Origin of the sequence: Methylophaga sp. UBA678 (assembly GCF_002299105.1) — a bacterium.
Classification (GTDB): domain Bacteria; phylum Pseudomonadota; class Gammaproteobacteria; order Nitrosococcales; family Methylophagaceae; genus Methylophaga; species Methylophaga marina.
In genome coordinates this window covers 141,657-160,993 of the sequence record NZ_DBNG01000007.1, presented here as the reverse complement: position 1 = coordinate 160,993, position 19,337 = coordinate 141,657, and the positions used below count along the sequence as shown (strand labels likewise).

The following is a 19,337-nucleotide window of genomic DNA, read 5'->3' as shown; positions in this document are numbered from 1 at the left end:
TTTCTTGGGGTGCTTAGCTCAGCTGGGAGAGCGTCGCCCTTACAAGGCGAAGGTCGGGGGTTCGATCCCCTCAGCACCCACCAAGAAAATCTCCTCTTCTATTCCAGCCCGCTTGTCTATCCCTCCTTTTTTGTGCATTGTATGACCTTGGAACATTAACCCCAAGGTGCTGAAATGGACTTCACTCCGATATTCGCTTCATTATTGTCTCTCTGGTATTTCATTCCGTTATTTATCTGTCTGGCCGTTATTCGCTCAGCCTGGTTCAAAGGCATGTTGGGTGAGTTTATGGTCAACGTAATTGCCCGATGGCAATTGGATAAACAGCATTATCATTTAATCAAAAACGTGACTCTACCGACAGAAGATGGCACGACTCAGATTGATCACATTATTGTGTCTGTTTATGGCGTTTTTGTCGTAGAAACCAAAAATATTCGAGGCTGGATATTTGGCAGTGCTTCTCAGAAGAATTGGACTCAGCAACTTTATAAGCATAAATACCGTTTTCAAAATCCACTTCATCAAAATCATAAACACCTCAAAACACTTCAAAGCTTGCTTGACTTAAGCGACGAACACGTTTTTTCCGTCATTGTTTTTATTGGTGACAGCCACTTTAAAACACCGATGCCAGATAATGTGACTTATGGCTTGGGCTATGCTCGCTATATCAAATCAAAAACAAATCCTGTGCTGACGCCGGCAGAAAAGGACGCCATCATTGCTCAAATTGAATCTGGTCGCCTTTCACGCAGTTTGAAAACAAACAGAGAACATGTGGCACATGTAAAGCAATTAGTTGAGCGTCATCAAACGGACGAACCACTATGTGCTCGCTGTGGCCATAAAATGGTTAAACGCCAAAGCAAAAAAGGTGACAATGCAGGTCAGTTTTTCTGGGGCTGTAGTCAGTATCCGAAATGCCGTAATATCAGACCTGTTTAGTATCTCCCATTTACTAAAGGACACACAATGAAATGGCGTGGTAGACAAAAAAGCAGCAATATTGAAGATCGTCGTAGTCAACGCGTTTCAGGTGTTCGTGGTGGCTCTGGCGGTATTATCCGTTTGCTACCAGCTATCTTTCGATTACTGGGTTTTAAAGGCACAGCCATTCTACTGATAGGTGTTGTGTTGTTGGCGACATTCACAGGTAACTTACCGGCATTATTATCTTTGTTCGGCATCCCCTCTTCCGCCCCTACCGTCACATCCTCTGAGCCCCTGCAGGAAACTGCCGAAGAAAAAGAACGTGTCGACTTTGTCTCCGTCATTCTTGCTGATACTGAAGAAACCTGGTCAACCATCTTTAGGGAAAATGGCCATCGTTATAGTCCGCCCAAACTAGTTTTATTTCGTGGTGTGGTGAATTCAGCGTGTGGTACAGCTCAATCGGCCATGGGCCCCTTTTATTGTCCAGGTGATCAGCGTGTTTATATCGATCTCAGTTTTTATGATCAGTTACAGAATCAATTAAATGCGCCGGGTGACTTCGCTCAGGCTTATGTCATCGCTCACGAAGTGGGGCATCATATTCAGACTTTATTGGGCATATCACAACAAGTGAATGCGGCCCGAAATAGCGTAAGCCAGGTTGAATGGAATAAGTTATCTGTTAAGCAAGAATTACAGGCAGATTGTTTTGCTGGTATCTGGGCACATCATGCGAATAAAACAAGACAATTATTAGAAGTGGGCGATCTGGAAGAAGGATTAACAGCAGCCAGTGCCATTGGTGATGATACATTACAAAAAAATGCCACGGGCGTCGTGAGACCCGACTCATTCACTCATGGTAGTTCGGCTCAACGTGTGACATGGTTTAAAACCGGTTATAAGAACGGTCATGTTGAGACATGTGATACATTTAAGTAAAGATAAAGCAGATTAAGTTTTCTTGCTTAAGTAATGATTTTTATAAATTTATGAGAAATTAAACAGCTTTTTTATTGTGTTTATGTTTCAATTGAAAAAAACTTTTATAAAAGCTTTAGGGAGAAAGAGATTGAAACAACGAATGCTGTTATGGATAGTAGCAACACGTAATAGTTTTGTTTCATTACTTCCCCTGACATTTCTACGTGTCACATTGGATCTATTGGTTTATTTCCCAAACACGTTTTATCAAAACTTCATGACTGACTGGCTGGGTGATAACTGGAAATTACCTCTAGCCCAGATAAGTGAAGCCACATTTAGTTTTTTTGCGCTGGCTTTAACTGCGATTATTTCTGTGCAGTTGGTCTACCGACTAAATAGCAGTAACGCTGCTGAAGGTGACATGCCGACCCCATTGATGGTGGCCATCAGTGCGGCTATCAACTTTATTATATTCATCTCATTACTTGGTTATTCACCCATTGACTTCAGTATGGAAGCGATGGCACTGGCTATTATTTTAGGTGTAGCAACGGCAGAGTTAGTCTCCTGGTTAACGCACAAACGATTGCTGGACTTATTACATCTCTCTGTTGAATCGGATACGGCATTTTATAATGCCATGCGTTTAACCCCCACTATTGTTTTGGTCGGGGTTTTCTTTTTTCTGCTAGCCGCATTTATTGCTGTGCTGCCTGATTTCCCAGATGCGTACAACACCATTACACAAGCGGCACAGGAAACGGGGTTCGGTGCATGGATACTCAGCACTCTCACCGTACTGGTGAACCAGGGCTTATGGTTTGTTGGTATTCATGGTGGAATTACTATTGAGTCATACCAGCAAGGGGCATTTTTTATTAATGATGTTGTTGCCATCAGTACTGATTGGGTAACACGGTCTGTTTACGAAAGCTTCGTTTTAATAGGTGGCTCAGGCGCAACCATGGGATTGGTTATCGCCATATTAGTGGCCACACGCACAGGTGTTCAAAATAAGGTCGCCAAAATTTCAATTATCCCGAGTCTGTTTAATATTAACGATATCTTGATCTATGGCCTCCCTATTGTTCTCAACCCTCTCTATTTAATCCCCTTTTTCGCTGTGCCATTGTTATTGATGGCGATGTCATTGCTGGCCTTTCAATCCGGTTGGGTTGATGTGGTAAATCAATCCAAAGTGACATGGACAACACCGCCTGTGTTATCGGCCTGGCTACTGACTGAATCGTGGCGCGGCGTCGCGTTGCAATTGCTGAGCATTATCATCAGCACGCTGCTCTATCTCCCTTTTGTTCGTAAAGCTGAAATATACAGGCATCAACAAGAGCAACTGGCTTTTGAAGAAGCCACTAATACAATTATTCATAACGGTCAGACCAAGCTACAAATTATTAGCCGCCAAGACAAAGTCGGCATGATTGCCAGAGATCTGGTGTATGACCTGCGTCAGGCTATTTACCGCAATGAATTAACGGTTGTTTACCAACCTAAGCATCATCGTGCTGGTCACATTGTGGGCGTTGAAGCACTGGTGCGTTGGACACATCCACGCTACGGCTTTGTATCCCCTGCCATGCTCGTCATGCTGGCAGAAGACAGTGGTGATATCAATAAACTAGGTAACTGGGTATTTGAGCAATGCTGTATCACTAAAGCCAAGTGGAATAAAGAAGGCCACTATGACCTGACGATGGCAATAAATATTTCACCGCTCCAACTCAGTGATAATACCTTGCCTGCATTTCTCACACGCTGTATTCAACAATACGGACTCAGTCCGGATGAAATTGAATTAGAAATCACAGAGTCATCGGAAATTTCTGACTCGAAACAGGTAGAGAAGATCTTGCAGGAAATCAGTGATCTCGGTATTCACCTGGCTATGGATGATTTTGGTATGGGCTACTCATCGCTTTTACATATGCGTCGCTTTACAGTAAATGCGATTAAAATTGATGGGTCGATTACCCGAGATGTACTAACAAACTCAACCAATGCCGATATTATTCGAACTATCAGTGCATTGGGTAAATCCCAAAACGTCTCCGTTGTAGCTGAATATGTGGAAACATTAGAACAAAGAGAAGCCTTACTGGAAATGGGCTGTGATATATTCCAAGGCTATTATCATAGTCCCCCGTTGAAACCTGAAGATTGCCCGATGTATTTTTTATCTCACCGTCTTGAAGGTGCTCAGTAAATGACAAGCGCTGCCAATACAGTCATGACCTTATATAACTGGAATATACTCATTCTTCCCAGTGGTGAGGAAATCTTTGTGGGTTTACGTCAACGGCCAGAAACCGTGCCGCCATTCAAGCCAGTGGATGAGGAAGATGAGTTACTGCCTTTTACATTACGCAATAGCAGTCCTATTAAAGAGTTTAATCAAGCCCAAGGCATAGGCTATACCGAGTCAGGTAAACGTTATGTTGTGATAGGCCAAGCCAGCGATCCTACCGGCATGATTCGACTGAGCGTGAATCAGATGATGCCTGCTGAACAGATCAACTGGAAATTTCCATTTAACGACTGACTTCCCTGTCAGTCATTAATTACGTCATTAAATTTGTTTTTCTATTGTATAAACTTGTTTTTTATTATCTGTTACTTCTGCTTTCAGCACACCATGCCCTTCTTTGCCCGCCGGTAACACAAAACGCATGCTGGGATCTTCGCTAATAGAAATGCCTGTATCGATGGTCATTAACACTTCATCATCCAGTGTTATCAGCATTTTCTCGACATAATGAGCGGGTATGTAACCACGGGTTTTTAAATCCATCTGTAAACCACTGTTGTTAGGGTGGCTGATCACAACCTGAACCGGTTTGGCTTGCTCCGTATCCCCATCACGATAGCGAATCTGCATTTTGCCAAGTCTGGCCAATGCTGCTACCTGGTCTTTCGCTGCAGGAGCACTGCAACCACCAGACGCCTTAACAAAACGTTTCACCATATGCAGGCTGCCGTCATTCATCTCAGCGATAGCACGAATATAGGTATATTGGTCGACACGCATGCGTGTGGAGATATCCACCGTTTCTAATGCCGGTGATAAATGGAAGTTAGCCGAATATGGCATCGGATTATTATCAATAAATACATGCAGATTTTTGATATACGAACTGGCCGTCTGTGGTTTCTTGGAAAGAAGATGAATGGGCACAATCGCTGCGTCTTCTGCTCTTTTCGGTGCCTCGATAATTAACCAGTCATCCGCATCTTCAAGAATAGTTTTATCTTCAAAGTAGATTTCTTTCAGGGTTTGCCATTGTTCTTCAGGTTCATAATCAGCCATGCTCAACCATGGCACTAAGACTAAGCTCAATAAAGCAGCAAAGCCGAAATGTTTTAATAATATTTTCATTGTTCTATTCCCATTCCAGTTCGGTAAAAGCAGCGGTGATATTGCGTTTATGATAATCATCAAATAACAACCACTTGCCCTTCTCACTCAGACCGACAGATTCGGTTGCTTCGTTGATAGTGCCCATATCATAAATAATGGCTCTGATTTGCTCTCGAATCGTACTGAAATAATGCGCTTCATCATCAAAGGCTTGTTGCCACTCTTCATGTTGAGCAGGTCCATGGCCGGGAATCACCGTATTTAATTTCATGGATTTAAGTGCTTCAATTGTGCTTAGCCAGCCATTAATACTGCCATCCAGTGCTGGGATCCGTTTTACAAAGAGTAAGTCGCCGGTCCATAAGGTCTTGGTTTTTTTATCCAGCACCGTCAGATCATTATCTGTGTGTGAGGTGGGATAGCTGGTCAGAACCAGTTCACGCTCACCCAAGTCAATGGTGATGGGGTTATCCACACTCACTAATTGGGTGGGCTCAATAAACTCTGTGCCTTTAAAGTGAGACCCCAGAATGTCACTGAAACGGGTTTCATAAAACGATTTTCGGGCTTCGATTGCAGCTGGCATTTTATCGTTGCCAATAAAGGTTGCTTCAGTCTCTTTGAATGCTGCATTGCCTAAAAAATGATCCGGATGAGCATGTGTATTGATGACATAACAAATCGGTAAATCACTTTTGTCGCGTATTGCTGCCAAAAGCGATTTCCCTTCAAGATAACTGCCACCGGTATCAACAACGGCGATACACTTTTCTCCGATGATAAAACCAGTATTGGCTATTTCACCTTTATTGTCCCGATTGGCATCTTCCTGAACACCCTGGTGATAATAAATACCCTCACTTACTTGTTTTACTGGGTATTCTTCCGCATTGGCTTTCAGCATCAACAAGGTGCTGATGGCTATAGTCACGGTGCTTAACGTGACTTTTGTTTTATTTTTCATCTCTCTCCCCTTTTCTATGTAGGGTGTGTTTTCTCTCAGTATTTATTTTGGTTTAATCATATTTTTGACTTCTGAGATAGCGTTGGCAGGAAAACCACCTTGCTCTGCATGACGTAAGATTAAATCCTTACTTTCAGCTTTGTATACACAATAGATTTTATTATCTGTCACATAACTTTCTACCCACTCAATTTCTGGTCCCATCTCTCTTAAAATTGAACAGGATTTGTCCGTTATCTGGTCCAGATCATTATTGGTCAAATCACCTGCACCTGCAATTTCTCGCTCGATAATATATTTATTCATCTTGTCACCTCACTAAAAATGACCGGTCGTCTTTACAACCAGCTAAAAAAAATCAACGTCATTTAACGTTGAAGAAAATAGTCGTCCAGTAATTGCGATAAACACCGTGATAACGGGGCTGTCGATTTTTCCACTTTCATATGCAGTAACGCACCCTGCCATTGATCGAACAGCAGCATTGCCATGTTATCTGCAGACATATCATCACGAACAATACCTAATGCCTGACCATCACTGAGCCCCTGACTTATGCGCTGACAATAATCCGTGATCGCCACGAGTAATGTCTGTCGACATAACTCACTTGAGGTACTGATCTCTCCCATCATATCGCCCAGTAAACAACCACCGCTAAAATCCGATTGTTCCAGGTCAGTTATCAAAGAGTCGAAATAGGCTTTTATAGCCTGATGGCCATTTAAGTCGGGATTATCCAAAAAGCCTTGTAATCTGGAAATAAAAGGCGCGATGTAATGCGCTATCGCCTCAGATGTGAAATTTTCTTTACTATCGAAATAGCTATAGAACGATCCTTTTGGCACCTTAACAGTATCGAGTATCAGTTTGATACCTGTGCCGTGATAACCATGTTTCATCAGTAACTGAATGCCATGGTTAAGAATTTGTTCTTTTTTGATGTGTTTTTGTAATGTCATGGAGCAATAATATGACCGGTCGTCTTTAAGTGTCAAACTTTATATTGTTATTCCTATGCTTTATCACGACACTCCCTTGCTTGCAGGCGTGCATAGGCTTCAGCTTCATGATGAATATCACTGATCAGGCCTCGATGAAGTGCCACTGAGATGGCATCCTGATTATGAAAGCGCGCCCCTTGTTTGAAGAGTAAATCTAACAATTCACGCGCAGGCATATCGAGATATTTAGATAACTCCTGAGCTTCTTTTGATAGTTTGTCCAGTACTTCAGGGTGTTGCTGCTGCACATTTAGGGTGGCGAGATTATCGATGATGGCCAGTTCTCGAATGGTTTCTTCACTTAAACCATTATCTTGAACAAACCTGAGACTGGTTAGGCCTGTTAGTTGATGAAATGTGTTTTGAACAAGATTTAAATCTGCATTCCTACCCGCTAAGGCGACTTTTAACCATTTCAGACGATGCCGTGCGAGAACAATCATACTTTTTTCAGTTTCTCTGCTCATGCTATTCGCTCCGCGTTAAAACACAGTACTGTGTTATCACAAAACAGTCATTTATGACAAATTGCTTACACATTGCCATAAGCCATATTGTTTATTTTGAGATGCAATCACGAACAGACTCACAAAGAGCACACTAGATGAATATTGTGGCTAAAAAAAACAGAGATAAGGAGATTGCTTCTACCCTATTCTTTCACCAGCACTGTCGATCAAAACGATTTTATGAGGGCAGCAGCCCTATCTATAAATTTAGCGAGGGTGTGTACGCGTTGACCAATACACCATTTTTTCCAGCAACAAGTCGAGTTTAATAGGCTTAGCCATATAGTCACTCATTCCCGCTAATAAGCATTTTTCTTCATCACCTTTCATGGCATTCGCTGTTAAGGCGATGATGGGAATATCCTGATATTGTTCACCCAACTTACCATCTCGGATATGTTGAGTGGTGGTGTAGCCATCCATGACGGGCATCTGGCAATCCATCAGAATCATTTTTATTGGCTCATAACTATCGAGCTCCGTTAACAGTTGACTGGCCTGCACGCCATTCTCAGCAGTCGTGAAATGGACATTTAAATGTGTCAGGAAAAACTCTAAAACTGAGCGGTTAGTGAGGTCATCATCCACAATTAAGACATGTATGTCAGACAGACTGGGTTGGTAGGTTGGTTGTTTATTTGCATCGGTGTGAGTTTGTTTATACTCTGATTTGCTGATGCGTTTAAGCTTTATAGTGAAACTAAAGCAAGAACCTTTACCGACCTCACTTTCAACGGTAATACTTCCACCCATTAATTCGCATAGTTTTTTTGAAATCACTAAACCTAAACCGGTGCCACCGAAGCTTTTTGATGAGCTGTTATCTAACTGCTCAAAAGGTTCAAATAAACGGGACTGTTGTGTAGAACTTATGCCGATACCACTATCGATAACATGACATGACAAGGTGATATCGTCATCAGACTGCTCAATAAGACTGGCTTTTAGTTGAATATGCCCATGCTGGGTGAATTTATCAGCATTGCTAAGCAAGTTTAATAAGATTTGCTCTAGTCGTGTGGCATCACCATCGACGAATAAATCATCATTCCAGTCGAGAGATAGATGGTAACTTTTATCGGTTTTCTTGCCCCGTAGTCGAACACTTTCAAATACGTCTTCGAATAGTTTGGTCAGGTTAAAGGCATCATGACGGATATGAACTTTATTGGCTTCCAGTTTAGAAAAGTCGAGAATATCATTGATAATATTGAGTAGCAGTCTGGCACTTTTGCTGGCTAAATCCATATGACGCTGTTGTTCAGTCGTTAACTCACTCCCTTGCAGAATATCCAGCATACCGATCACGCCCGCGATTGGACTACGCAGTTCATGAGTCATATTTGCCATAAATGCTGATTTTGCCTGGTTAGCCTGCTGCAGACGTTGGCCTGTTAAACGCATCTCAATTAATGATTCCACCTGATGAGCGAATAGCTGAAGTTGTTGTTTTTGCTGTTCGCTCAGTGTTCGTGGCTGACGGTCAATAATGCATAGCGTGCCTAATAGATGATGATGTTGATTATGTTTATATCGGAGCGGAATGCCTGCGTAAAAGACAATATGCGGTGGTCCTGTCACGAGAGGATTATCCTTAAAGCGGTCATCCTCATGTGCGTTTTCTACAATAAACGCTTGTTGATGAAAGATCGCATGACCACAAAAAGAAATATCTCTGCCGGTTTCACACACTTCCAGCCCCTGAATTGACTTGAACCATTGTCGTGATTCATCAATCAAGGAAATAGCCACAATAGGCACAGAAAAAATATCTGCGACCAGCTCTGTCAAATTATCAAAAACAGCCTCGGGCTCAGAGTCTAGAATTTCCAGATTGTACAAAGCATTGAGGCGTTCTTGCTCATCTTTCGGTATTGCAGGTGCTTCCATTTTTGACCACCCATCCATGTCAATGTGTCAGATATTTACTATAACAAAATCAAATAAATAGAAAAAACTCATTGCATGGTTACACACATGACACCGACTAAAACACTATAGATATGGCTCAGCCGTGATGATGCGAGAGCCATATCACGCTTACATCGTTTTATCTGCAAGAGTTCGTTACTATGGGTGCTTATCAATCAGGTTGTGAATATGGATATCGTCTATATATTTTTGTTAGTTTTGCTGCACGCTGGACCCGCCGCCTATAGTGTTTTCCACATCTTACTTTACAAACGTGATAGCCGAGCAGCACTCGGCTGGATCATGTCCTGTCTGTTTATTCCCTATGGTGGCCCTATCGCGTACTTTTTCTTTGGTGTGAACCGGGTAAGAAGTCGCGCTACCAGTATTAAACGACGTTTATTCAAAATTCCCTTTGAATCCGGTTATGCCAAACGTTCAATACAGCACATCAATAGTTATGGCCTAGATAGTATTGGTGAACGGATTACAGGAACTAAACTCACTCCCGGTAATGACGTCAGTATTTTTCATAATGGTGATGAAGCTTACCCAGCCATGCTTGAGGCAATCAAATCAGCTAAAAAGCGCATTCTATTAATCACCTATATTCTTAAAACAGACAATACGGGTAATGAATTTATTGATGCACTGAGTGAAGCCGTCAAACGGGGCATTGAAGTAAAAGTTATCATTGATGGCATTGGTGAATGGTACTCCTGGAAGAAACCGTCTAAACGTCTGAGAGCACTCGGTATAGAAGTGGCTAAATTTACGCCGCCCAGGATTCTGCCACCTAATATCTATATCAATATGCGTAATCACCGTAAATTGATGATCATCGATAACACCACAGCCTTTGCCGGAGGCATGAATATTAGTGATGACCACCGACAAATGCCTATGCAGCCGCGCCGTATTACAGATATTCACTTCAGCTTCAACGGTCCGATAGTAAAAGATTTAATCGGTATTTTTTATGATGACTGGCTCATCGCCAGTCAAAGCAAAATGGACTGCCCATTTCCAGCTGCCGAACCTCAACCGGACGGCTACCACTGCCGGGTTATTCCAGAAGATCCAGATGAAGCAATGGACGCTTTATCGTTAACATTGCAAAGCGTGATTTCTGCAGCGAAAAACACCGTAGATATCATGACGCCCTACTTTATCCCGAGTCGGGAAATGATTGCCTCACTGCAGTCAGCATCTATGCGTGGAGTGCGCGTGCGGATTGTTTTACCCGCTAAAAATAATCTTGTTTATATCCATTGGGCCAACCGAAACATGTTGACCGAGCTACTTTTATGGAATGTGGAAATATTTTATCAACCAGCCCCTTTTTGCCATAGCAAATTACTGTGTATTGATGATCATTACGCATTGGTTGGCTCTGCCAATATTGACCCACGAAGCCTCAGACTGAATTATGAGTTAGGGGTTGAGATATTCTCGCATACGGTTAATAAAGAACTCACACAGCACTTTGATGAGATTATTGCTAAAAGTGAAGCCATCAGTGATAAGGATCTGGCAAACCGCAGTGTGCCTGTTAGACTACGTGACTCATTTATGAGCTTGTTATCCCCTTATTTATAAAAAATAGCCTCGTGCAACTGTCCGGAGAACCAAATGATTACCTCATTTATTTTGATTCAAACTGAACGTACAAAAATCACTGACGTGGCTGAAACCTTAGCCGATGTTGACGGTATCAGTGAAGTGTATTCTGTGAGCGGCAATTATGATCTCGTTGCGATTGCCCGCGTCAAAGACAATGATGAACTGGCTACTCTGGTAACCAGTAAAATTGTGGATATCGAAGCGATTACAAAAACAGAAACCATGCTGGCATTTCGTGTTTATAGCAAACATGATCTCGATTCGATGTTTTCTATCGGTCTCTGAGTCAACTCGCCGACATAGAGCCTGTGGCGACAGGCTCTTTTTTAGCATTATTTTTTTTCACAATCACCGTGCAAGTCATGCCGGCAGCCAGCAGCGTCTGTTCGGGAACCTCATCTAAAGCAATTCGCACCGGTATACGCTGCTCCAGACGAACCCAGTTAAAAGTCGGGTTTACATCCGCCACTAAATCACGACTCTCCGGGTTATCGCTGTCATAGATGCCTCTGGCAATACTCTCAACATGCCCCGTCAGTATTTGACCATTCATCAATTCAATATCGACAGGATCGTTTACTTTTAGCAAAGTCAGCTTTGTCTCTTCAAAGTAGCCATATACCCAGAAAGAATGTTTGTCGATCAAGGCCATCATCGCCTGTCCAGTATGCGCATAATCACCTACATAGACATTTAAGTTTGTTATATAACCATCTGTTTTCGCATATACTTTCGTTCTTTCCAAATCCAGTTTGGCAGCATTTAACTTAGCCAGAGCCGAATGATAATCCGCCAGTGCTGCAGCGGATTGATGATCCGCATCAATCTTACTTTCCCTGGAGACAGTACGTTTATCCATAGCTTGTCGGCGTTTGGCCTGTGCTTGATACATTTCCAGAAGTGTCTTTTTGTTGGCCACCACAGCTTCTGCATGTTTGACCGCTAAGGCATAACGCTCCGCATCGACTGCCATCAGCAAATCCCCTTTTTTCACTTGCTGATTATCTTTGACAGCGACTTCAGTAACGATACCTGATACGTCTGGTGCAACATTAATAATCTCGGCTCGTACGCGGCCGTCCCGTGTCCAGGGTGAATGCATATATTTCTGCCATAAGGTATATGCGAGCAAACCGGCAGCCAGAAAAAAACACAAGGTGATGAGGTAACTTATAAACTTCTTCATGCTATTGATAGACCATAAAAGCAGTGAAACAAAATAAACAGACAAACACACTCAATTTAAACAATGCCGGGTGCCAAACATAACGGTACACACCGAGTCGTCCAAACAATATATCCAGTAACCACATCACGATTAAACATAAAACAAACAGACCAGTTATGGCAGGAAAGGTGACACCAGATACTGTCCACTCACGCATCACATCCATCATGACTTCACTCCAGCAACCAATGGCTCGGCAAACAGTTTTTTATCCAGCAAGACATTTCGAATAAAGTGTAGATAACTCAATATCTGCTTAGGAATGGATTCATCAAAATGCACGATGTCTGAGGTATAAGGCTGTAACCACCCTATCATTTTATCCAGCTGCCCTAATGCACTCACTCTATGTTGGGCAGTCGGTGTCTCAAACACGCTAATCAATGCCTTATTCAAATTTTGTTTGTACCATTTCCAATCATCATTGAGACCAGCTGCTGCTGAAAGTCGCTGTTCAACATCATCAATCTCCATCAATGCATGTCCGACAATCTGAACTGAGAAGCAGGTTTTTAATAGTTTTTTATATTGCTGGGGTGAATCACCAGCAAAACCATAGGACTGACTTAATAAGTCCCGGGTCTGACTCTCAAACTGATGACGGCGCTGAGAATGCTGACGACTGAATAAAGTACTTATCTGATGACGCATTTCCGTATTAAGACGTTGCCAGACAAAACGATTATCAGCAGGAATAATCACGGTCAAAATAACGACCACCATACTCTGTGCCAATATCAAGGCGATATAGTTATTTAATGTCGCTGCCGAATTGTAAACCGCTTGATTTAATGGAATAGCGCCCAAGCAAAAGAAGATAAGCAAGCCCATACCATAACCTGCGTATTTGGGCTTTGTGGAAAGATAGAGCCCTACAGTTAGAGGGAGAGCCAGGGCAAAACATAATAAGGCAAAGCCATCCAAATGTGGCAGAAGCAAAAGATTAACAACAAAGCCAGCCAAGGCAGCTGCGACAGTTCCAACGGTAATTTGTTTTGCTGATCTGGCCGGATTCGGTGTTGTTGTCACAATCGCAGAAATCGCAATAGCGACCATGGCAAAGGTATTGCCACTAGGCCAGGCCGTTTCGATCCAAAATGTACCAAATAACAGTACGATAAGACTGGTTCTTAATCCGGTTATCAACGCCCCAATCGGATTCATTTTAGTGCTGAATGTAATACGTTGTCGTTCATAATGGTGTTGTTCAGCAGCCAGAGTTGACTGTGTTTCACAATACACACGCATTTCATCAAACAGACGAAAAATCAACTCACAAGCAGTATCAAAATCAAGCTTAGTAGCTTCGCTGATATGGCCGGGTAGAAACTCACGCTCCTCACGAATCTTCTGTCTTAATTGTGTTTGTGCGTAGTCAATCTGCTTTGCTAGATCTAAAGCCTGTTGTGAAGTCAGTGTTGCCTGACGCACAGGTGCCAATGTCTGTTTAACAGTCTTTAAACAGCGTTCAATCGCCACCATGACAGAAGTCGGTGCATCCTGTCTGACACGACCTAATAACGTATGTAAACCAGCATAACGTGTCGTTAGCTGCATAAACTCCTGGTTTAACCGTGCCAGCCTTTGTTTACGTATTTTAGTAGAATAATCTTCTATACCACTGACATAACTAAGGTTTTCCAGATAAACAGACTGGGTGGCAAACGTCATCATTTTCGTTTCATAGTGTGTTTGCTGATCGGGGTTATCCAGACTGTTAATGATGAAATCAGCAAAATCACCAAAGCGTTGACTGACCGCTTTTTGAATCGCCTGACCCGATGTTTGTGGAAATAAGGTGGCACTGATCACCGTCGCAATGAAGATACCAAGACTAATTTCCAGTACTCGCCATACCGCTAACATAAATGCCATATCGGGATTTTGTATAGCAGGTATGCCTATCAATGTGGCTGTATATCCCGCAAGGACAAAAGCATAGGAACGATAATCCCGAAATGCCATCGCCCCAGCAGCACAAAGACCAATCCAAACAGCTGCTGCTAACAGAAACAACACACGTTCCTGAGCAACTAATGCGACCAAAATAAGCATCACCACACAGCCAATCAAGGTGCCGAGAAAGCGGAATAAACCTTTGACCAACACCTGCCCACTCTGTGGCTGCATGACAATAATCACCGTGATAGAGGCTACGGCCGGTTGGGGCAATTCCAGGCGCATGGCAAGCCATAAAGTCAGAAACACAGCGACCAGACCTTGAATAATAAAATTCCAGGTCAGGCCATCCGCATTCAGCCATTGCTTTGCAGCCTGCTTTAGACTCAGCGTTAGGTTGGAAGCCATTTACCGTGGCACCTGGTACTGAAGTGCAGCCTGCTGTGGGCTATCATTAGCTACTGTCAGACCACCACCCAATGCAATGATGAGATCAGCTCGGTATTGCAGCGCCTGAGCATTAATCTGTTGTGAGAAAAACTGTTGTTGTAACCAGGCCAATCTGGCATCCAATACAGGTAAATAATCAGTCAGCCCAACGTTATAGGCATCATTCGCGTGGATATAGGCTTGATGTGATGCCTTGATAGCAGACGCCAGAGTCGTTGATTGCGATATCGCACTTTTAAGTGAAACGGCACTGTCTGAAATTTGCTGCATCGCATCACTTAAGGTTTTTCTGTATAAAGCCACTGCCATATCATAATTGGCTGTCGCCGCCGATAACTGACCACGAATTCTGCCTGCGTCAAAAATCGGTAGTGATATCGCTGGACCTGCTTCATAGGTCAGTTTGTCATGACTAAAGACACTGAACATGCCACCGTTAACGGCCATAAAACCAATAGCAGCGGACAGGTTAATATTCGGGTAAAAAGCCGTATGAGCGATATCAATGTGTTTATTGGCACTGAATACTAACCAACGGCTCGCTACCACATCTGGGCGATGCCCAAGTAATTCAGCTGGAATATGACTAGGTAATGACACCTCATCTATTAGCTGTAAGTGTGGTGTGTTAATGCTGTCAGCGAAAGCCGGATCTTTACCTAATAAGGCTGCAATAGTATGTCTCGCTGTTACGATATGATCCTTAACAGCTTCGAATTTAGCTTCAGCATCGGCAAGCTGAGTTTCAGCCTGATATACAGCCACTTCTGTATTCAGGCCCATGGTTAATTGGGTTTTAATTACATCAAGTTTCTCTTGATAGCTGTTTACAGCCTGTTTCGCCAGCTCCAGCTCGGCGTTATTCAGAGACAGTTGAATATACGCTGAGATGAGTGCCGATTCGATATTCAGTTTTGCTATCTGACTTTTTGCTGTTTGTTTTTTAATCTCACTTAATGCCACTTCACTCTGCATGGCGTTTTTATGCCAGATATCCGGATCATAGTGCAGGCTGAGCAAGCCCGTATTATTCCAACTGCTTGTACCGCCTAATTCACCTGGCCCATAGAAATAATCTGTCGGCCAGCGTTTACGATTAATTTGCCCCTCAGCATCGATTGTTGGCGATAAAGCAGCATCGGTCTGTGCCGCTAATGATGTAGCCAGCCTAATCCTTGACTGTGCTTCCTGTACCGATGGGCTCTGGCTGACAGCAAGCTGCATTAATTGATTCAGTTGTTCATCCTGAAAACACTGCCACCACTGATCTGTTGGCCACGCCGCATCTTCTTGTATGTCTTGCACATGTTCACTTAATTGATACGAGCTATCTGCAGGCACATCACTCTGCGGCACTATGCCTTCAGAGCTGATGCATGCTGACAATAGCAACAATGCTAGATAAGGAAAGAGGAGTAATAACGTTTTCACAGTCTGTTCAAAACAGTCTTTATAAGTTAAATGGCAGGCTATTTTATTTGCGTTCAATCTATCAATAAACAGCAATTAATGTTAATAATTGTTACAAAACTCGTAACAATAGGTGACAGATGGATACGATTGACTCAATGAAAACCTTTTTACAGGTCATTGAAAGTGGCAGCTTTACTAAAGCAGCAGAAAGATTAGAAACCAGTTCAGCCAATGTGTCACGTGCAATATCAGCATTAGAACAACACCTTAGCACCCGTTTATTACACAGAACCACACGCCGGATAGCATTAACTGAAGCGGGTCAACGCTACCTGCTGCGTTGTGAACAGATATTAGCGAATGTGGAAGAAGCGGAAGCGGAAGCACGTGATGCTCAGATGAATCCGGTAGGTCGGCTCAGACTTCACACGATGCCAGCATTGGCAAACAAATATATTGTTAAAGCCGTCACCGCCTACAGAGAGCTTTACCCAGCAGTTTCGTTTGATATCACACTGGCAAACCGTATTCCTGATTTGATTGAGGAAGGTATTGATGTCTCGATCATCATGGCACCACAACTGTCTGACTCCAGTCTGATATCAAAGATCATAGGTCAGACCTATAGTATTTTATGTGTATCGCCCGATTACCTGGCGGAATATGGTATGCCAACAACCCCCACAGAGGTCGAAGCACACCAATGTATAAAGATGGCATCTACCGTACTGCCATTAGATCACTGGGAGATGACCTCAGACCATGGGGATGCCATTATTGAGATCAAAAACTCACCGTTTCAGGTCAATGTCAGCAGTACCGTGAAAGAAGCCATCCTGCATGGGATGGGAATAGGTATGGTGCCTATATTCAATGTAACGAATGAACTTGCATCAGGCTCATTGATACGAGTATTACCTGATTACCGTGGCACGCTCTTTAATGTTTATGCCCTTTATCCATCACGCGCTTATCTTGATGCAAAAACCAGTAGCTGGGTCGACTTTTTACGTGACAATTTGCCTGATGCCCTCGCCAGGGATGTGAACTGAAGGCAAATTAAATGACGGCTCTTATCCAGAGCCGTCCTGAAACAAGTTTATGCTGCTTTTAACAAGCTCGATTTGAGTTGTTCGCACCATTGTTCAAGTCTACCTTCGGTCAACTCAGGTTGGCAGTCTTCATCCAGAGCCAAACCGACAAAAAACTGCTTATCTGCGGTTAAGGCTTTTGAGGCATCAAACTCATACCCCTCAACTGGCCAATGCCCGATAACTTTGGCGCCTTTGGCCACCACTTTGTCATGCAACATGCCCATGGCATCCTGAAACCATTCGGCATAGGCAAATTGATCGCCCATCCCCAAAAACGCCACTGTTTTACTGGAAAAGTCAGTATCATCAATTTCATCCCAGACATCCTGCCAATCTGCCTGAACCTCACCGTAATCCCAGGTTGGAATGGCAAAAATGATATGGTCAAAAAACTCCAGCGCCGCCAGCCCGACGTCTTTCACATCAAAGAGTTCAACCTGATCTTCACCTAGAATTTTCGCTATTTTCACGGCCGCATCTGAGGTATTACCTGTGGTTGAACCATAAATAACTGCAATCATTACTCACCTACTTGCATTGAATTAGCACATGCAAATGATATTCATTATTATTTAATAATTCAATAGGCAATCGTCCTGGGAATAAATCAGCGAGTATTGCCCTACTACAATTGCGGGCTTCTTGTACCTGCTTGTCGCGCTTCAATGGCTTCTTGTTTTAGCTCACCGACCCATTCCATAGCTGCTTCATAAGCATTGACCCAAGTGGGTACATCCACCATGGTGGCCGTCATATGGCTAGCGGGCTGTTCATCCATGCTGCCAAACTGAAAGCTCATCCAATTCGCACACTCATCCAGACTTTTTACTTCCGGGTTACGGAAATCATTCACTTGATAACGACTTCCCTCTTTGTTGAATACCAGCCCCATGATGGTATCTGCATTTAATGTGCGGGGTGGCGTAATTTGTGTACTGGACGCCCCTAAACAATTGATTTTGCCATGTGGGAAAATCCAGTCCAGAGGTCCGGCATTATCAAAGGGTTGACCATATTGGTTTATCAAAGACTGGCGATAGTCAGCCACGCTAAGCGGATCAACATCGTTTTGTCTGACGCGATAAATGGCGACTAAGCGGCCTGCTTTGGGTAATGGCGTGAATATCAGTTTAAAACTATCTGCCTTGCTCTGACCTTGCTCGGTTTCTTCAATATGGGCTGAAAGGCTATGAATAAAACTTGGCGTTTTATATGTTTTTGCGCCATCACTGTAGGTGTAATATTGCTTTTCTTCCTCAATCACACTGGCATTAACACCGTAATCCAGTAAAGCACCTTTAGCTTCGTCAATGCTCATGCCAAGCTGCAGGCCGGCCATATCCACATCATCTGCCAATGCAGAACAGCTAAACAATATAGCTGCAAAATAGGGGATAAACGTTTTCATATTCTGTTCCTCAATGGGATGGATAAATCTGGGCTGACGATATAAAACAATTTATCGACAATGACAATATCCCTTTTATCATAATCCTCATTGAGGTATAAAACGTTACGCGGATAAGGCAGATTGTTGTGCCTGATAGAGTCCTTCAAATTCATTCATCGTAAATACAGCCAGGATATTTTGCTCATCATCGAGGATTTCATACATCGGTCCTTCTGTGCCACGAATACTGAATAAAACCACCGTATCTTCATCGCCACCACATTCTCTGTGTGGCTCAGTATCAGGTTGGCTTATGGTATATGAGCCGGTTGGACGTTTTTCTTTTAACTTACCATTGGCATCATACAAACAGTGCTCACCTTGAATAACAAAGGTGTGGTTAACAGCACAGTGGCGATGTAACACGATAGGATCATTGGCTGCGAATTTAAATAGCACTTCCACCACTTTGTTGTCCCGGTCAACATCCAACACCGAATATTGAAAATTGTCGAACACCTCAAGTCGTTGCCAGTGGATGTTTTGATCATTAAATTGGTGTAGCTGCATTTCTCTCTCCTTTTCTAATTATATGTCAGTGACATACATCAACTCT

At 43.0% G+C, this 19,337-nt stretch carries 20 protein-coding genes and 1 tRNA gene; 8 read left to right on the top strand and 13 right to left on the bottom strand.

Annotation, left to right across the window (positions count from 1 at the left end; translation table 11 throughout):
- Positions 1 to 7 precede the first annotated feature (7 nt).
- The 5 genes from B3014_RS03665 (at position 8) to B3014_RS03645 (ending at position 4,420) form a co-directional block, all read left to right on the top strand.
- Positions 8 to 83, top strand: a tRNA-Val gene (locus B3014_RS03665).
- Between the two features lie 91 nt (positions 84 to 174).
- Positions 175 to 948 carry a nuclease-related domain-containing protein gene (locus tag B3014_RS03660; RefSeq protein ID WP_289244906.1) on the top strand — a complete coding sequence of 258 codons (774 nt, stop codon included), beginning with the start codon at positions 175 to 177 and terminating at the stop codon, positions 946 to 948.
- A 27-nt stretch (positions 949 to 975) separates the two neighbouring features.
- Positions 976 to 1,878: a KPN_02809 family neutral zinc metallopeptidase gene (locus tag B3014_RS03655; protein WP_289244905.1), complete on the top strand. Its 903-nt coding sequence runs from the start codon at positions 976 to 978 to the stop codon at positions 1,876 to 1,878.
- A gap of 130 nt (positions 1,879 to 2,008) precedes the next feature.
- Positions 2,009 to 4,084, top strand: a complete 2,076-nt coding sequence (locus B3014_RS03650) for an EAL domain-containing protein (RefSeq protein WP_289244904.1) — start codon at positions 2,009 to 2,011, stop codon at positions 4,082 to 4,084.
- A complete protein-coding gene (locus B3014_RS03645; protein WP_289244903.1) occupies positions 4,085 to 4,420 on the top strand; it encodes a hypothetical protein in 336 nt (111 codons plus the stop codon). It abuts the gene before it with no gap.
- A 27-nt stretch (positions 4,421 to 4,447) separates the two neighbouring features.
- Here the strand turns inward: B3014_RS03645 and B3014_RS03640 are convergent, their stop codons facing one another.
- From B3014_RS03640 to B3014_RS03615, 6 genes are all read right to left on the bottom strand, one after another.
- Positions 4,448 to 5,254 (bottom strand): quinoprotein dehydrogenase-associated SoxYZ-like carrier, encoded by an 807-nt coding sequence (locus B3014_RS03640; RefSeq protein ID WP_289244902.1) that lies wholly within the window; start codon positions 5,252 to 5,254, stop codon positions 4,448 to 4,450.
- Between the two features lie 4 nt (positions 5,255 to 5,258).
- Positions 5,259 to 6,200: a quinoprotein relay system zinc metallohydrolase 2 gene (locus B3014_RS03635; protein ID WP_289244901.1), complete on the bottom strand. Its 942-nt coding sequence runs from the start codon at positions 6,198 to 6,200 to the stop codon at positions 5,259 to 5,261.
- 42 nt (positions 6,201 to 6,242) lie between these two features.
- Positions 6,243 to 6,506, bottom strand: coding sequence for a DUF4242 domain-containing protein (locus B3014_RS03630; protein ID WP_289244900.1), 264 nt, complete (start codon positions 6,504 to 6,506; stop codon positions 6,243 to 6,245).
- 62 nt (positions 6,507 to 6,568) lie between these two features.
- Entirely contained in the window at positions 6,569 to 7,162 is a 594-nt protein-coding gene (locus B3014_RS03625) for a TetR/AcrR family transcriptional regulator (RefSeq protein WP_289244899.1), read from the bottom strand.
- A 53-nt stretch (positions 7,163 to 7,215) separates the two neighbouring features.
- The gene (locus tag B3014_RS03620) at positions 7,216 to 7,671 is read right to left on the bottom strand and encodes a hypothetical protein (protein ID WP_286304801.1); all 456 of its coding nucleotides are present in this window, start codon (positions 7,669 to 7,671) and stop codon (positions 7,216 to 7,218) included.
- A gap of 249 nt (positions 7,672 to 7,920) precedes the next feature.
- Positions 7,921 to 9,603 carry a GAF domain-containing hybrid sensor histidine kinase/response regulator gene (locus B3014_RS03615; RefSeq protein ID WP_289244898.1) on the bottom strand — a complete coding sequence of 561 codons (1,683 nt, stop codon included), beginning with the start codon at positions 9,601 to 9,603 and terminating at the stop codon, positions 7,921 to 7,923.
- A 210-nt stretch (positions 9,604 to 9,813) separates the two neighbouring features.
- On the opposite strand from B3014_RS03615, the gene B3014_RS03610 reads away from it, so the two are divergent.
- Positions 9,814 to 11,223 (top strand): phospholipase D-like domain-containing protein, encoded by a 1,410-nt coding sequence (locus tag B3014_RS03610; RefSeq protein ID WP_289244897.1) that lies wholly within the window; start codon positions 9,814 to 9,816, stop codon positions 11,221 to 11,223.
- 33 nt (positions 11,224 to 11,256) lie between these two features.
- Entirely contained in the window at positions 11,257 to 11,532 is a 276-nt protein-coding gene (locus tag B3014_RS03605) for an Lrp/AsnC family transcriptional regulator (protein ID WP_289244896.1), read from the top strand.
- A 1-nt stretch (position 11,533) separates the two neighbouring features.
- Here B3014_RS03605 and B3014_RS03600 read toward each other — a convergent pair whose 3' ends face one another.
- Genes B3014_RS03600 through B3014_RS03585 form a run of 4 tightly spaced genes read right to left on the bottom strand, consistent with a single transcriptional unit; the run spans position 11,534 to position 16,255 of the window.
- A complete protein-coding gene (locus B3014_RS03600) occupies positions 11,534 to 12,433 on the bottom strand; it encodes an HlyD family secretion protein (protein ID WP_289244895.1) in 900 nt (299 codons plus the stop codon).
- A gap of 1 nt (position 12,434) precedes the next feature.
- Positions 12,435 to 12,644, bottom strand: coding sequence for a DUF1656 domain-containing protein (locus B3014_RS03595; RefSeq protein WP_289244894.1), 210 nt, complete (start codon positions 12,642 to 12,644; stop codon positions 12,435 to 12,437).
- A complete protein-coding gene (locus tag B3014_RS03590) occupies positions 12,641 to 14,782 on the bottom strand; it encodes an FUSC family protein (protein ID WP_289244893.1) in 2,142 nt (713 codons plus the stop codon). Before B3014_RS03590 ends, B3014_RS03595 begins: the two co-directional genes overlap by 4 nt.
- Positions 14,783 to 16,255, bottom strand: coding sequence for an efflux transporter outer membrane subunit (locus tag B3014_RS03585; protein ID WP_289244892.1), 1,473 nt, complete (start codon positions 16,253 to 16,255; stop codon positions 14,783 to 14,785).
- Between the two features lie 119 nt (positions 16,256 to 16,374).
- Here B3014_RS03585 and B3014_RS03580 point away from each other — a divergent pair, with 119 nt between their 5' ends.
- The gene (locus tag B3014_RS03580; protein ID WP_289244891.1) at positions 16,375 to 17,289 is read left to right on the top strand and encodes a LysR family transcriptional regulator; all 915 of its coding nucleotides are present in this window, start codon (positions 16,375 to 16,377) and stop codon (positions 17,287 to 17,289) included.
- Positions 17,290 to 17,336: 47 nt separating this feature from the next.
- On the opposite strand, the gene fldB is transcribed toward B3014_RS03580, so the two are convergent.
- The 3 genes from fldB to B3014_RS03565 form a co-directional block, all read right to left on the bottom strand.
- Positions 17,337 to 17,852 (bottom strand): flavodoxin FldB, encoded by a 516-nt coding sequence (gene fldB / locus B3014_RS03575; RefSeq protein WP_286304807.1) that lies wholly within the window; start codon positions 17,850 to 17,852, stop codon positions 17,337 to 17,339.
- A gap of 104 nt (positions 17,853 to 17,956) precedes the next feature.
- Complete coding sequence (locus B3014_RS03570; protein WP_289244890.1) at positions 17,957 to 18,739, bottom strand: hypothetical protein; 783 nt, start codon at positions 18,737 to 18,739, stop codon at positions 17,957 to 17,959.
- Between the two features lie 105 nt (positions 18,740 to 18,844).
- A complete protein-coding gene (locus B3014_RS03565) occupies positions 18,845 to 19,291 on the bottom strand; it encodes a cupin domain-containing protein (RefSeq protein ID WP_289244889.1) in 447 nt (148 codons plus the stop codon).
- Positions 19,292 to 19,337: the final 46 nt, after the last annotated feature.